Raw genomic sequence first — 13,292 nt, forward strand, 5'->3', positions numbered from 1 at the left:
ATCCCCGCGTCGCAAAACCGTAGGCGCGGGGTCAAGAAACCGTAAGCTGGGAGTCAAGGAGCGCAGGCACCTTCCGTCGCGATTCGACGAAGGTTTCCTGAATGGCAACGCTCCGCGCTTCGCGCGCATGGACCCGGCGGCAATTCCTGGTCCGCTCCACCTCCAGCCTCGCCGTCGCCTCGTTCGGCACGCTCGCCGCGCCACATCTCTGCCGTGCAGCCGACCGGCCGCGGATCACAGGCGGTATTCAATCCGGCGATGTCTCCGGCGACTCCGCCGTGATCTGGGCGCGCGCCGACCGTCCCGCGCGAATGCAGGTAGAATGCTCGACCGTCGAGAGTTTCAAGACCATTATCTCGGCAGCTTCGCGCGATGCTCTGCCCGACGCCGATTGCACCGCAAAGCTCCAGTTCGACGATCTGCCGTCCGGCCAGGATATCTTCTACCGCGTGCGCTTCGACGACATCGCGACCGGCATTGCCGGCGAAAGCCGCGTCGGCCATTTCCGCACCGCGCCGGCCGCTCGCCAATCGATCTCGTTCCTGTGGTCCGGCGATGTCGCGGGGCAGGGCTGGGGCATCGACGTCGCGCGCGGCGGCTATCGCAGCTATCGCACCATGCTCGACAACCACCCGGATTTCTTCATCCATTCCGGCGATCACATCTACGCCGATTGCACGGTCCCTTCCGAGCAGAAGCTGCCGAACGGCGAGATTTGGCGCAACCTCGTGACCGAGGAAAAGTCTGAGGTTGCGCACACGCTGGCGCAGTTTCGCGGCAATTACAAATACAACCATCTCGACGAGAATTTTCGCGCCTTCCACGCCGAGGTGCCGATGCTCGCGCAATGGGACGACCACGAGGTCACCAACGACTGGTCGCCCACCGGCAGCCATGACGAGGCCGGTTATGAGGACGACGGCACCCCGCGCCTGGTCGCACGCGCCCGCCGTGCCTTCTTCGACTTCATGCCGATCCGCGACATCGGCGCGCGGCAAGGCCGGGTCTATCGCAAGATCGCCTACGGCCCGCTGCTCGACGTCTTCATGATCGATATGCGCAGCTATCGCGACGACAGCTGGAATAAGGGCGGCGATCACCGCGGCTGGATTTTGGGCGCCGAGCAGCTCGCCTGGTTGAAGCGGGAGCTGGCCGCTTCGCGCGCGACCTGGAAGGTGATCGCCGCCGACCTGCCGATCGGCCTGATCAGCCTGGACGCCGTAGCGCTCGGCGATGGGCCGCCCGACCGGCGCGAGCACGAGATTGCCGACCTTCTGGCCTCCATCAAGCGTGCCGGCGTGCGCAATATCGTCTGGCTCACCGCCGACATGCACTACACCGCCGCGCATTCTTACGATCCCGGCAAGGCGAAGTTTCAGGACTTCGAGCCGTTCTGGGAGTTCGTCTCCGGCCCGCTGCACGCCGGCACCTGGGGCCCGGGCGAGCTCGACAATACCTTCGGTCCGGTCGCGATGTACCAGAACGGCTGCAGCGCGGCGCAGGGCGAGAATTTGGCGCCGTGTTTCGGACTGCAGTTCTTCGGCCGTGTCGACATCGACGGCGCCAGCGGCGTGATGACCGTGACTTTGAAGGATGTGGACGATCGCGACCTCTGGTCGGTCGACATCGTGCCGCAGCCGCAAGCGCGCTCGGCCGTGGTGGCGCAGCATTCGTGAGGGACGGCCGGTTCTCTCCGTCGTCATGGCCGGGCTTGACCCGGCCATCCACGACTTGGTTTCCGGCACGAAGAACGTGGATGCCCAGGACAAGCCCGGGCATGACGGCGAGGGAACACCTAACCCGATCTTGATTGGCCGCCACCCGCCTCCCTCGTTATACTTGCCGCTCCCGCCACCTCTTTTCCGCCCCCAAAGAGTCTGTTCCCCGCGGCCTCGCCGCGCGACCGGCGGGATGCAATATGTCAGGAGCCTGTTCATGGACAATCTGAAGACACAGGGCATCAGCCTGCCCAAGCTCGGCCTCGGCACCTTTCGCATGCAGGGCGATGCCTGCCGCGCCGCGGTCGAGAGCGCGCTGTCGATCGGCTATCGCCACATCGACACCGCCGAGATGTACGCCAATGAAGAATCGATCGGCGCTGCCCTTGCCACGGCTCGCCTGCCGCGCGGCGAGCTGCACGTTACGACCAAGGTCTGGCATGAGAACCTCAGCCCCGACGCGATCCGCCGCGCCTTCGATGCCAGCCTCACCAAGCTGCGGCTCGACCATGTCGACCTCTACCTGGTGCACTGGCCGTCGAAGGCTGCCAACTGGGGGGCGGTGTTCGAGACCCTGATGAAGCTGAAGCAGGAGGGGCGCACGCGGGCGATTGGCGTTGCCAATTTCACCACCGCGCTGCTCAAGATCGCGGTCGAGGACATCGGGGCGCCGATCGCGTGCAACCAGATCGAATATCACGCCATGCTCGATCAATCGAAGGTGCTGGCCTATCTCGCCGCGAAATCGATCCCGCTGGTGGCCTATTGCCCGCTTGCGCAAGGGCGCATTGCCTCGGAGCCGGTGCTGGCTGAAATCGGAGTCAAGCACAATGCGACCGCCGCGCAGGTGGCGCTGAAATGGCTGCTCGAGCAGCCCGGCGTCGCCGCGATTCCGAAGGCCTCGCGCCGGGAGAGCCAGCAGTCCAATCTCGACGCGCTGAAGATCACGCTCGACGAGGCTGATCGCGCAAAAATCGCCGCGCTGCCGAAGGACAGGCGCTGCGTCAATCCGGGCTTTGCTCCGGCTTGGGACTAGCTTCGTATCAAACGGGCATCGCAGGAATCGTAGGGTGGGCAAAGGCGCAGTTGCGCCGTGCCCACCATCTCTCCTCAATTACCATGGAAGCGATGAGCACGCTTCCGCGTCGCTCTTCGAGTTATGGCGGACACGTCGTTTTGCTCACCCTACAAGACCGTGCATAGAAAATGGCCCCGTGAGGGGCCATTTCCACGTGCGCCTTGCGTTAATCCCAGTGGTGACGGTGGCTGCGCTTGATCACCACGACCTTGTTGCGATTGTGCCCACGGTGCCAGCCATGGTCGCGGTGGCCGCGGAATTCGGCGCGAGCGCCGTACGGGGCGTGATGATGGTGATAGCCGCCACGCTTGATGACCACGGTCTCCGCGCTTGCCAGCGTCGGCGCCGCGATCGCGAGAGCACCCAGGGCCGCAACGACATAACCAAGCTTCTTCATGATGTCCTCCTCCAATTGAATGCACATCTAAACCGCGCATTTGGTTGAACGTTCCGGAGGAACCACGGGAGAATTCTGAACGCTTGTTCAGGTGGTTAATCGCAGCGTCGCTGTGCGGGCGTCGGCGCGCCGGTGGCCACGTATTTGCCGTCCCTGATCGTGTACTCGCCGCGCTCGCTGCGATTGTAGATCGCGCGGAGGCTGCCGTCCTTGGCCAGCAGCAGCCCGAACTCTCGCGTCTGATGCAGCGAGGGGAAGTACACCATCACATTGAGCAGGCCCTCGGCGCCGACCGTGGCCGACACCACTTCGTTCTCGTCCTTGGCCTCGCCGAAATCGCGCCGGTACATCACCCTTCCGTCTTTCCGGATTTCGTAAGTCAGAAGCGCGCCCTTGTCGCGGTCGGGCCGGGCCGCGCAGTCGACAGCCCAGGAGCCGAGCAGGCCCCATTGCTCGACCGTCGCGGTCAGTGTCCCGGCACCTGCCGTGGAGGTGATCGCCGCCCACAGCATCGCAGCCGCGATCCAGCGGCCCAAACAACGCGTCATGTCCTGAAAGAACCCCGCCTCGAAGACTTCCAATGTAGCATCCCGCCCGCCTCCGTCCATGGCCGTCGCCGATCGCTCGCGAATTTGATCCGCGTCAATGAGGCCGGTCTTTTCCGGGGTAGGATGGCGGTCCCGAAGGCGAACCTGGATAGACCAATGCTGAATCAAGTCATGGATTTTGCGGGCGAAGTGCTGCCGGGGAGCTGTGCCGTGCCGCCTTATTCCGAGACCGCGTTTCTGACCGAGCTGGGCGATCGCTTGAAATCCTCGCGCATGCGCTGCGACCTGTCGCGCCGCGAACTGGCCCGCCGTTCCGGGATTTCCGAGCGCTATATCGCCCAGATCGAGGCCGGCAAGGGCAACGTCTCGATCGTGCTCTTGCTGCGGCTGGCCTCAGCGATCCACGGCAGCCAGCCGCAGGCCTGACGCTTCGAGGTGACCGCGATGGGGCAGCTCGTACTCGCGGCCAAGGTCACCCACGTTCCATCGTTGATGCTGTCGGAGCAACCCGGGAGCCCGTTGCGCGATGCGCGCGAGCCGGCGGTCAAGTCTTTGCGCGAACTCGGCCGGCGGGCGAAGCAGCGCGGCGTCACCTGCTTCGTGGCGTTCGACACCCACTGGCTCTCCAATTTCGGCTACCACATCAATGCCAATGCGCGGCATCGCGGCTCGTTCACGAGCCACGAGGCGCCGCAGATGATTCAGGATCTGCGCTACGATTTGCCGGGTGATACGCCCCTGGCCGAAGCCATCGCTGCCAGGGCCGGGGACGCCGGCCTGAACGTGATCGCCCATCAGGTGGCCAGCCTCGGGCTCGAATACGGCACCATCGTGCCGATGCACTATATGAATCCAGACGGTTTCGCGAAGGTCGTCTCGGTTGCCTCGCCGCTCTTCACCTCATTCGAGGAGAGCCGGATTCTCGGTGAAGCGGTCCGACGCGCCATCGATGACTCCGATGAACGGGTCGCGATCCTCGCCAGCGGTTCGCTCTCGCATCGGCTCTGGCCGAACAAGAAGCTAGGCCCCGAGGCCTGGACGTCGGTCGCCAGCGAGTTCAACCGCCAAGTCGACCTGCGCGTGCTCGAGCTGTGGCAGAGCCGCCGCTACCGCGAATTCCTCGACATGCTTCCGGACTACGCCACCAAGTGCAACGGCGAAGGCGGCATGGCCGACACGATCATGCTGTTCGCCGCGCTCGGCTGGTATGATTACAGCGGCGCCGCCGAGCAGCTTTGCGACTATTTTCCTTCGTCCGGCAGCGGCCAGGTCAACGTGGAGTTTCACGTCGAGGCGTGAGGGCGGCCTCAGGCCCGTTTCTCCACATTGGCGCTGCGGGCCGGCACGCCGAACTCCTTGCGGCAGACCTCGGCCAGCACGGCGACGCCCTCGCGGATCTGCTGATGCGACGGGCTCGCAAAGCAGAGCCTGAGGCGCGAGCTGGAATGGCTCTTGTCGGTCGACCATTCCGGTCCGGGATTGATCGAGACGCCGGCGGCGAGCGCGGCCTGATACAGCTTCAGCGTATCGACCTGATCGGGCAGCTTCACCCACAGGAAGATGCCGCCCTTGGGCTCCTCGAACTCGGCGGCGGTGCCGAACTGCTCATTCAGCGCCTCCATCAGCGTGTCGAGCTTGGTGCGCAGCGCCTTGGTCAGGGCCGGCACATGGCTCGCGAAATGCGGCTTGCAATAGGCGGCGAGCACCATCTGCTCCAGCGCGCCGGAGCCGGCATCCGTCTTCAGCGCCAGCATCCGCGACATCACCTCCCATGGCGCCACGATGAAGCCGACGCGCAGCGCCGGCGCGATCGATTTGGAGAACGAGCCGATATGGATCACACCGCCATTCGGGCTCATCGCATGGATCGCGCGCGGCCGCTGCCCCGACCAGACCAGGTCGGCATAGCAGTCGTCCTCGAAGATCGGCACGCCATACTCGGTCGCGAGCCGTACCAGCTCGGCGCGGCGGCTCTCGGGCATGATGCTGCCGGTCGGATTTTGCACCGTCGGGATGGTGTAGATGTATTTCGGACGGATGCCGCGGCTCTTCAGGTCAGCAAGCGTCGCGGCCAGCACGTCCATGCGCATGCCGTCCTCGTCGAGAGGGACGCCGACGACGTTGACGCCGAGCCGCGCCAGGCGGGTCAGCGAACCCTGATAGCTGTCCTGCTCGAAGATCACGGTGTCGCCGCGGGTCAGCAGCGTGGCGTTGACGAGGTCGAGCGCCTGGAGCGAGCCGGACACGATCATGAGATCGTCGACGGTGCAGGTGATGCCGGCATCGCGCTTGAGTTTTGTCACCAGGAATTCGCGTAGCGGCAGATAGCCCTGCGGCCCATGCGCCAGTCCGTAGGTGGCGAGTGAGCGGCCCTCGCGTTGCAGCGCGAGGTTGGTCGCCTCGATCAGCCCCTCGAGCGGCAGTTGCTCGGAATCATTGTTGCCGCCCACGAAACTGTACTTGGCAAGGCCCGTCCAGCGCGCAGAAGGGGCCGGCAGCCCTGCCGGAAACAGGGGTGCGAAATCGAAGCTGGACGTCATGGGAGCGTTCCTCGTTTTGTTCTTGTTGAGCGGCCGGCCTTGCGCCGGCCTCACTTTTTGCCGGCCGTCCTGGTCGGACGGCCCTGGCTGATGAAAGCGTAATGCGCGTTGGCGACGCCGCCAACCATCAGGGCCTCGATCACGGGCTCGGCGATCTCGCCTGTCGCGGCCCAGTCGACCAGGAAATTGGCCCCGGTCCCGCCGCGCACGTCATCGGTCGGAATGAAGATCGAGACGGTCGCCAGCGGCCTCAAGGCCACCGGCGCCTTCAGATAACTCTCGACCTGCTTGCCTGCGGTGTCGAAATAGGCGATGCGTCTGATCACCAGTGCTTGCGTCTCGGAGGCGTTGTGAACACTCAAGGTCACCGAGAAGTCGACGCGCAGCTTGCCCTGGCTCATGGCGACGCTGGAATAGGCAGGCACGTAGAATCCACCGGAGACGGCGAGTTCCTCCTTCGGCAGCGCGGTGAGGGAATCGGCAAAGTTCTGTTCGATATTGACCTTGGATTGTGCGGCGGCGGGCGCGGCGGAGGCGAGGGGGCATAGCAGCATTGCTGCGAACAGCCCTTTGCGCATGTGACGAATTGCTCGCTTGCCGCGCCGCAACCTGTCTCTAGGGTGCGGCAAAACGGACCAATTTGGTATGCACGAGCTCATTCGCGACATCACTCTCTGTATCCTGTTTGCCTGGATGCTGGGCCTGCTCGCCCATTTCTCCCGGCAACCGCTGATCCTGGCCTATCTTATCGCCGGCTTCTGCATAGGTCCATTCGGCGCCGGCTGGGTCCACTCGCAAGAATCGATCAGCGTCATCTCCGAACTCGGCCTGATCTTCATGCTGTTCATGATCGGGCTGGAGATCGACCTGAAGAAGATCGTGCGGGCGGGAAAGGTGATCCTGTTCGCGGCGGGCGGCCAGCTGCTCGGCGGTTGCCTGCTCGGGGTCCTGTTCTTCGCCGGCATCGGCCTGTCGCTCGGTGGCGGGCGGTTCGATGCGGTCTATCTCTGCGTCGCCTGCGCGCTGTCGAGCACGGTGATCATCGTCAAGGTGCTCTACGAGAAGCGCGAGCTCGACACGCTGCCGGGGCGTATCACGCTCGGCGTGCTGGTGCTCCAGGACATCTTCGCCATCCTGTTCCTGGCGGTGCAGCCGAGCCTTGCCAATCTGGAAGCCAGCGTCATCCTGCTCTCGATCGGCCGCGTCGCGGTGCTGGTCGCGGCGGCGCTGCTGGTCAGCCGCTACGTGCTGCCGCGGCTGTTCCACCAGATCGCCCGCCGGCCCGAGTTGATCCTGCTCGGCGCGCTGGCCTGGTGCTTTCTCGTGGCCGAGACCGCCGAGCGGCTGTCGCTGTCGCGCGAGATGGGCGCCCTGATCGCAGGCGTCTCGCTCTCGACCTTTCCCTACGCGCTCGACGTCACCGCCAAGGTCACCACGCTGCGCGACTTCTTCATCACCCTGTTCTTCGTCGCGCTCGGCATGACCATTCCCGTGCCTGGCCTCTCCGTGATCGGGCTGGCGCTGATGATCGCGGCTTTCACGGTGGTCAGCCGTCTCGTCACCACGTTCACGCCGCTCTATCTGATGAAGCAGGGCCTGCGCGCCAGCCTGTTGCCGGCGCTCAACCTCGCCCAGATCTCCGAATTCTCACTGGTGGTGATCCAGACCGGCATCGCTGCCAACCACATCGCCCCGGAGACGGCCAATGCCGCCTCCTTCGCCTTCGTGGTGCTGGCGGTGCTCTCCACCTTCGCGATGAGCCGCAGCGACGAGATCACCCGCTGGGCGATCGGCCCCCTGAAGCGGATCGGCCTGCGCGATCTCGACCATGGCAACGGCCATGGGGAGGAGGGGCACGAGGGCGGCCATGGCGAGGCCCGCCGTATCGTCATCCTCGGCTTTTTCCGTGCGGCGAGCGCGCTGCTGGCCGAGATCGAACGGCAGACGCCGGTGCTCTTGGAGCAGATCACGGTGATCGACTTCAACCCCAATGTGTACCAGACGTTGTTGTCGCGCGGCCTGCACGTGATCTATGGCGACATCAGCAGTGCGGATACGCTGCTCCATGCCGGGGTCGGCAAGTCCGAGATGATCATCCTCAGCGTGCCGGATTCGCTGCTGAAGGGCGCCAGCAACGAGAAGCTGGTCCGACACGTCCGCACCCTGAACCCCACCGCCATGATCGTTGCCACGGCCGATCTGCTGTCGGACGTGGAGGAGCTCTATGCGGCCGGCGCCAGCTACGTCACCGTGCCCCGGCTTAGCGACGCTCGTGAACTATTTACCGTGATCGAGGCCGCGCAGGCCGGCCTGCTCGCCGACAAGCGCGCCGAGCTCGACCAGCGGCTCGGCGAGCGCCGCGAAGTGCTGCCCTGACGGGCGCCGGAAATCCCTGGTATCTTCGGTGCAAGCCTGTCCCGCCTTGGCAGGCCTGCCCGCGGCATATGCGGTTGCGTCCAGGACACTAGCGTCCCGGCCCAAGTCCGGCTAAGCCTCCCGCTCATAACCGATAGAGATTGGGACATGCCCGATAGCGTCCAGGAAGTCTTGCAGGCCTTTGCCCGGGGTGAGCTCGTCGTCGTCACCGACGACGACGACCGTGAGGGCGAGGGCGACCTCATCGTCGCCGCCTCGCTCTGCACCGCCGAGAAGATGGCGTTCATCATCCGCCACACCTCCGGCATCGTCTGCGCGCCCGTGACCTCCGAGGACGCACGTCGGCTGCGGCTCGATCCGATGGTCGCCCACAACGATTCCGCGCACACCACGGCGTTCACGGTGTCGATTGACTACAAGCCCGACGGCGGCACCGGCATCTCGGCCGAGGAGCGCGCCTCCTGTTGCCGCGCGCTGTCCAATCCCAATGCCGGCGCCAATGATTTCGCACGCCCCGGCCACATCTTCCCACTGATCGCCAAGGACGGCGGCGTGCTGCTGCGCTCGGGCCATACCGAGGCCGCGGTCGATCTCTGCAAGCTCTCCGGCCTGCCGCCGGTCGGCGTCATCAGCGAATTGATGAACGACGACGGCAGCGTGATGAAGGGTGAGCAGGTCGCCCGCTTCGCCGCCCAGCACAAGCTCAAGCACGTCACCATCGCGGACATGATCGCCTACCGCCAGGCGCGCGAGAAGCTGATCGAGCGGGTCTCGACCTTCGTCACCGAAAGCCCGATCGGCCCCTTGCAGGGCTATGCCTATCGTTCGCCGTTCGATTCCATCGCCCACGTCGCGTTCGTCTACAACGGCGTCGGCGACGGCAAGAACGTGCTGACGCGCTTTCACAAGCCGAACATCGTCAAGGACATCTTCACCGGCCACAAGCGCATGGCCGCCGTGCTCGAGCAATTCAAGAAGTCCGGCCGTGGCGTGCTGGTCTATTTGCGCGACGGCGCGGCCGGTGTGCCCGTGGCGGCGCTGCCGGACGAGTCTGCGTCGGAAGCCGACCGCAACCGCCAGTGGCGCGAGGTCGGCGTCGGCGCGCAGATCCTGCGCGACCTCGGCGTCACTTCGATCCGGCATCTCACCTCCTCGGTGCACGACTACAAGGGCCTGTCGGGCTTCGGCATCGAGATCGTCGCCAACGAGCAGCTCGAAAGCTGACGACGCCGTTGCCGGGTTCGCGCCGTTGCGCGCCCCGGAATGACCGAAATCAGGATGCAATTGCACTTGTTGCCGCGGCGCTTTAGTTTGTCGGGCAAATTTGACGGAACCAGACGAAAGGACGTTTCATGAGCGTGCGCCCCCAGGCCAAGGACAAGCCGGCTGCGGCTTCTTTCCAGTGGGATGATCCGTTCCTGCTCGACGAGCAGCTGACCGAAGACGAGCGCATGGTGCGCGACACCGCCCGCGCCTACGCCCAGGACAAGCTGCTGCCGCGCGTCACCAAGGCCTATCTCGAGGAGAAGACTGACCGCGAGATCTTCAACGAGATGGGCGAGCTCGGCCTGATCGGCATCACGCTGCCGGAGGAATATGGCTGCGCCAACGCGAGCTACGTCGCCTATGGCCTCGTCGCGCGCGAGATCGAGCGGGTCGATTCCGGCTATCGCTCGATGAACTCGGTGCAGTCCTCGTTGGTGATGTACCCGATCTACGCCTATGGCGACGAGAACCAGCGCAAGAAATACCTGCCGAAGCTCGCCAGCGGCGAGTGGGTCGGCTGCTTCGGCCTGACCGAGCCGGATGCCGGCTCGGATCCGGCCGGCATGAAGACGCGTGCCGAGAAGGTCGCGGACGGCTATCGCCTCACCGGCAGCAAGATGTGGATCTCGAACGCGCCGATCGCCGACGTGTTCGTGGTCTGGGCCAAGTCGGCAGCGCACGACAACCAGATCCGCGGCTTCGTGCTGGAGAAGGGCATGAAGGGCCTGTCCGCGCCGAAGATCGGCGGCAAGCTGTCGCTTCGGGCCTCCATCACCGGCGAGGTCGTGATGGACGGTGTCGTGGTTCCGGAAGACGCGCTGCTGCCCAACGTCTCCGGCCTCAAGGGTCCGTTCGGCTGCCTCAACCGCGCCCGCTACGGCATCTCCTGGGGCGTGCTCGGCGCGGCCGAGGACTGCATGCATCGCGCGCGCCAGTACACGCTCGACCGCAAGCAGTTCGGCAGGCCGCTCGCCGCGACCCAGCTGGTGCAGAAGAAGCTCGCCGACATGCAGACCGAAATCGCGCTCGGCCTGCAGGGCTCGCTTCGCGTCGGTCGCCTGATGGACGAGGGCAAGTTCGCGCCCGAGATGATCTCGATCATGAAGCGCAACAATTGCGGCAAGGCCCTCGATATCGCCCGCGTCTCGCGCGACATGCACGGCGGCAACGGCATCTCGATCGAGTACCACGTGATGCGCCACGTCCATAACCTCGAGACGGTCAACACCTACGAGGGCACCCACGACGTCCACGCGCTGATCCTCGGCCGCGCCATCACGGGCATTCAGGCGTTTTTCTGATCCAGCGCACCTCGGCATGGGATGCGACTGAACTCGCCAATTGCGTCATGGCCGGGCAGAAGCGCGAAGCGCGTGCTTCGCGCTAGATGTCCCGGCCATCCACGTCTTAAACCACGCGAAGAACGTGGATGCCCGGCACAAGGCCGGGCATGACGAAGTCCGCAAGGAATGAGCAAGCCATGTCCGACAATGACGACGTCCCGTTCAACCGCAACTTTCCACTGAAGGCGGGAATCGTCGAGGAAGTCCGGCCCGGCGTGCGCCGCGTGCTCTGCAACAATCCGAGCCCGTTCACCTTCACCGGCACGGTCAGCTACATCGTAGGCCGGGGCAATGTCGCGATCATCGATCCCGGTCCGGACGACGAGGCCCATGCGGCTGCGCTGCTCGATGCCGTGCGCGGCGAGACCGTGAGCCACATCTTCGTCACCCACACCCACCGGGACCATTCGCCGAACACCGCGCGGATCAAGCAGGCGACCGGCGCGCCCGTTTATGCCGAGGGCCCGCACCGCGCCTCGCGCCCGCGTTTCGAGAGCGAGAAGCACAATCCGGAATCCGGCTCCGACCGCGACTTCGTGCCCGATGTGAGGATCGCTCATGGCGACGTCGTCGAAGGCGACGGCTGGCGGCTCGAGGCCGTGGCGACGCCGGGGCACACCGCCAATCATCTGGCGTTCGCCTGGCCGGAGCGAAAGTTCAATTTCGTCGGCGATCACGTGATGGGCTGGTCCACCTCGATCGTGGCCCCGCCCGACGGCTCGATGATCGACTACATGGACTCGCTCGACCGGCTCGCCGCACGCGAGGAGGATCTCTATTTCTCCGGCCACGGCCCCGAGATTCCCGACGGCCAGCGCTTCGTGCGCTTCCTGATCCGCCACCGCAAGGCGCGCGAGGCCTCGATCCTGCACCGCCTCGCCAAGGGCGAGACCGACATCCCCACGATGGTCCGCGCGATCTATATCGGTATCGATCCGAGGCTGACGACGGCGGCAGGCTATTCCGTGCTGGCGCACCTCGAAGATTTGGTCGCCCGCGGCGTGGTCACGACGGATGGTGATCCCGTGATTGGCGGGACGTACCGGATGGCGTAGGAGCGAATGGCGAATAGGGAGTAGCGAATAAGTGCTTTCCACTCGCTATTCGCTACTGCCCATTCGCCAATCTCACTTCTTCACCGTCTTCGCCGGCGCCTTCGGCGCCACCGGGGTCTTCTTCACCGGCTTGAGCGCGTCGGCATCGGCGGCGGTGTTGAGATCATCGATGAATTTCTTGACGCGGGCGGCATTGCTGCCGAGATCCCTGTCGAAATTGCGCGAGGCCGAGCGGATGTCGACACGGGAATCGTCGCCGTCCGCCACGAACCTCATCGAAATGTCCTCGCGAAATCCCATGATCGGCGTGCGCGCCACCGCCTCGATGCGGCCGATGCGGCGCGGCGGCTGCGGCGCGCGCTCGTCGATGACGATCCATTTGCGCTTGTTGACGAGCTGCAGCGCGATCGCATAGGCGCGGTCGACGGAAATCTCGAGCTCGACGGGCTCGATATCAGGGTAGAAGTGGCGCTGCTGCTCCGCCGAATAGAGACCGGCATAGACCGCGGGGTTGTTGCCCTCGCCGGTGCGCAGACGCGCCAGCGCGTCGAAACGCGGCGGATCGATCGGGTCGGTGGTGATGTCGTAGATCGGCGGCAGCTTGCGATATTGCAAGGCCAGGTAGGCGGGATAGGCCAGGATCGCCCCGTCGATCAGGAACGCGAGCAGGATGCGCGCCATGCCGCGCGAACCGTTCTGCCAGATCGCGGCAAAGCCCGCGAGCCCGAACAGGATCGACAGGCCTGATATCGCGAGCCCGCCGAAGAAGGTCGCAAGCGCCGGCTTCGGCTCCAGGAAATCGAAGCGGACGATGATGATCGAGACCACCACCGCCACCACTGCGAACACGGCCAGATTGCGCGCCCAGCTCGCGAGGCTGGACACGGGCTCCGACTGATAGGGAGCGGAAAACCTGCGGGCCATCGGGTGAGCTCTGCCGGGGTCTTTTTGGGGCGGTGCCGGCCGATTTG

At 65.0% G+C, this 13,292-nt stretch carries 13 protein-coding genes; 8 read left to right on the forward strand and 5 right to left on the reverse strand.

From position 1 onward, the window contains the following. Positions 1-101: 101 nt before the first annotated feature. Positions 102-1,676, forward strand: coding sequence for an alkaline phosphatase D family protein (locus CIT39_RS09835; protein ID WP_094975527.1), 1,575 nt, complete (start codon positions 102-104; stop codon positions 1,674-1,676). Between the two features lie 259 nt (positions 1,677-1,935). Then, positions 1,936-2,754 (forward strand): aldo/keto reductase, encoded by an 819-nt coding sequence (locus CIT39_RS09840; protein ID WP_094975856.1) that lies wholly within the window; start codon positions 1,936-1,938, stop codon positions 2,752-2,754. Positions 2,755-2,962: 208 nt separating this feature from the next. On the opposite strand, the gene CIT39_RS09845 is transcribed toward CIT39_RS09840, so the two are convergent. Both CIT39_RS09845 and CIT39_RS09850 read right to left on the reverse strand, forming a co-directional pair. Beyond that, complete coding sequence (locus tag CIT39_RS09845) at positions 2,963-3,193, reverse strand: hypothetical protein (RefSeq protein WP_094975855.1); 231 nt, start codon at positions 3,191-3,193, stop codon at positions 2,963-2,965. A gap of 95 nt (positions 3,194-3,288) precedes the next feature. Continuing rightward, the gene (locus CIT39_RS09850) at positions 3,289-3,741 is read right to left on the reverse strand and encodes a hypothetical protein (RefSeq protein WP_162308431.1); all 453 of its coding nucleotides are present in this window, start codon (positions 3,739-3,741) and stop codon (positions 3,289-3,291) included. Between the two features lie 156 nt (positions 3,742-3,897). Here CIT39_RS09850 and CIT39_RS09855 point away from each other — a divergent pair, with 156 nt between their 5' ends. After that, complete coding sequence (locus tag CIT39_RS09855) at positions 3,898-4,167, forward strand: helix-turn-helix domain-containing protein (RefSeq protein ID WP_094975854.1); 270 nt, start codon at positions 3,898-3,900, stop codon at positions 4,165-4,167. A gap of 18 nt (positions 4,168-4,185) precedes the next feature. Next, entirely contained in the window at positions 4,186-5,040 is an 855-nt protein-coding gene (hpaD, locus tag CIT39_RS09860; RefSeq protein WP_094975525.1) for a 3,4-dihydroxyphenylacetate 2,3-dioxygenase, read from the forward strand. An 8-nt stretch (positions 5,041-5,048) separates the two neighbouring features. Here the strand turns inward: hpaD and CIT39_RS09865 are convergent, their stop codons facing one another. Beyond that, a complete protein-coding gene (locus tag CIT39_RS09865; RefSeq protein ID WP_094975524.1) occupies positions 5,049-6,281 on the reverse strand; it encodes an aminotransferase-like domain-containing protein in 1,233 nt (410 codons plus the stop codon). Positions 6,282-6,331: 50 nt separating this feature from the next. Then, positions 6,332-6,859 (reverse strand): DUF3124 domain-containing protein, encoded by a 528-nt coding sequence (locus CIT39_RS09870; protein WP_162308432.1) that lies wholly within the window; start codon positions 6,857-6,859, stop codon positions 6,332-6,334. Between the two features lie 67 nt (positions 6,860-6,926). On the opposite strand from CIT39_RS09870, the gene CIT39_RS09875 reads away from it, so the two are divergent. The 4 genes from CIT39_RS09875 (at position 6,927) to CIT39_RS09890 (ending at position 12,321) form a co-directional block, all read left to right on the forward strand. Next, positions 6,927-8,657 (forward strand): cation:proton antiporter, encoded by a 1,731-nt coding sequence (locus CIT39_RS09875; protein ID WP_094975522.1) that lies wholly within the window; start codon positions 6,927-6,929, stop codon positions 8,655-8,657. A 147-nt stretch (positions 8,658-8,804) separates the two neighbouring features. Then, a complete protein-coding gene (ribB, locus tag CIT39_RS09880) occupies positions 8,805-9,881 on the forward strand; it encodes a 3,4-dihydroxy-2-butanone-4-phosphate synthase (RefSeq protein ID WP_094975521.1) in 1,077 nt (358 codons plus the stop codon). 128 nt (positions 9,882-10,009) lie between these two features. Next, the gene (locus CIT39_RS09885; RefSeq protein ID WP_094975520.1) at positions 10,010-11,224 is read left to right on the forward strand and encodes an acyl-CoA dehydrogenase; all 1,215 of its coding nucleotides are present in this window, start codon (positions 10,010-10,012) and stop codon (positions 11,222-11,224) included. A gap of 179 nt (positions 11,225-11,403) precedes the next feature. Further along, complete coding sequence (locus CIT39_RS09890; protein ID WP_094975519.1) at positions 11,404-12,321, forward strand: MBL fold metallo-hydrolase; 918 nt, start codon at positions 11,404-11,406, stop codon at positions 12,319-12,321. Positions 12,322-12,393: 72 nt separating this feature from the next. Here CIT39_RS09890 and CIT39_RS09895 read toward each other — a convergent pair whose 3' ends face one another. Further along, the gene (locus CIT39_RS09895) at positions 12,394-13,245 is read right to left on the reverse strand and encodes a DUF1499 domain-containing protein (RefSeq protein ID WP_094975518.1); all 852 of its coding nucleotides are present in this window, start codon (positions 13,243-13,245) and stop codon (positions 12,394-12,396) included. Between the last annotated feature and the right edge of the window lie 47 nt (positions 13,246-13,292).

It is taken from the genome of Bradyrhizobium symbiodeficiens (assembly GCF_002266465.3).
Classification (GTDB): domain Bacteria; phylum Pseudomonadota; class Alphaproteobacteria; order Rhizobiales; family Xanthobacteraceae; genus Bradyrhizobium; species Bradyrhizobium symbiodeficiens.

Bases quoted from the DNA above. Each gene is read 5' to 3' on its own strand.
- ribB (WP_094975521.1), top strand. From the start codon at position 8,805: ATGCCCGATAGCGTCCAGGAAGTCTTGCAGGCCTTTGCCCGGGGTGAG.
- CIT39_RS09885 (WP_094975520.1), top strand. From the start codon at position 10,010: ATGAGCGTGCGCCCCCAGGCCAAGGACAAGCCGGCTGCGGCTTCTTTC.
- CIT39_RS09875 (WP_094975522.1), top strand. From the start codon at position 6,927: ATGCACGAGCTCATTCGCGACATCACTCTCTGTATCCTGTTTGCCTGG.
- CIT39_RS09865 (WP_094975524.1), bottom strand. From the start codon at position 6,281: ATGACGTCCAGCTTCGATTTCGCACCCCTGTTTCCGGCAGGGCTGCCG.
- CIT39_RS09850 (WP_162308431.1), bottom strand. From the start codon at position 3,741: ATGACGCGTTGTTTGGGCCGCTGGATCGCGGCTGCGATGCTGTGGGCG.
- CIT39_RS09870 (WP_162308432.1), bottom strand. From the start codon at position 6,859: ATGCGCAAAGGGCTGTTCGCAGCAATGCTGCTATGCCCCCTCGCCTCC.
- hpaD (WP_094975525.1), top strand. From the start codon at position 4,186: ATGGGGCAGCTCGTACTCGCGGCCAAGGTCACCCACGTTCCATCGTTG.
- CIT39_RS09845 (WP_094975855.1), bottom strand. From the start codon at position 3,193: ATGAAGAAGCTTGGTTATGTCGTTGCGGCCCTGGGTGCTCTCGCGATC.
- CIT39_RS09855 (WP_094975854.1), top strand. From the start codon at position 3,898: ATGCTGAATCAAGTCATGGATTTTGCGGGCGAAGTGCTGCCGGGGAGC.
- CIT39_RS09890 (WP_094975519.1), top strand. From the start codon at position 11,404: ATGTCCGACAATGACGACGTCCCGTTCAACCGCAACTTTCCACTGAAG.
- CIT39_RS09895 (WP_094975518.1), bottom strand. From the start codon at position 13,245: ATGGCCCGCAGGTTTTCCGCTCCCTATCAGTCGGAGCCCGTGTCCAGC.
- CIT39_RS09840 (WP_094975856.1), top strand. From the start codon at position 1,936: ATGGACAATCTGAAGACACAGGGCATCAGCCTGCCCAAGCTCGGCCTC.
- CIT39_RS09835 (WP_094975527.1), top strand. From the start codon at position 102: ATGGCAACGCTCCGCGCTTCGCGCGCATGGACCCGGCGGCAATTCCTG.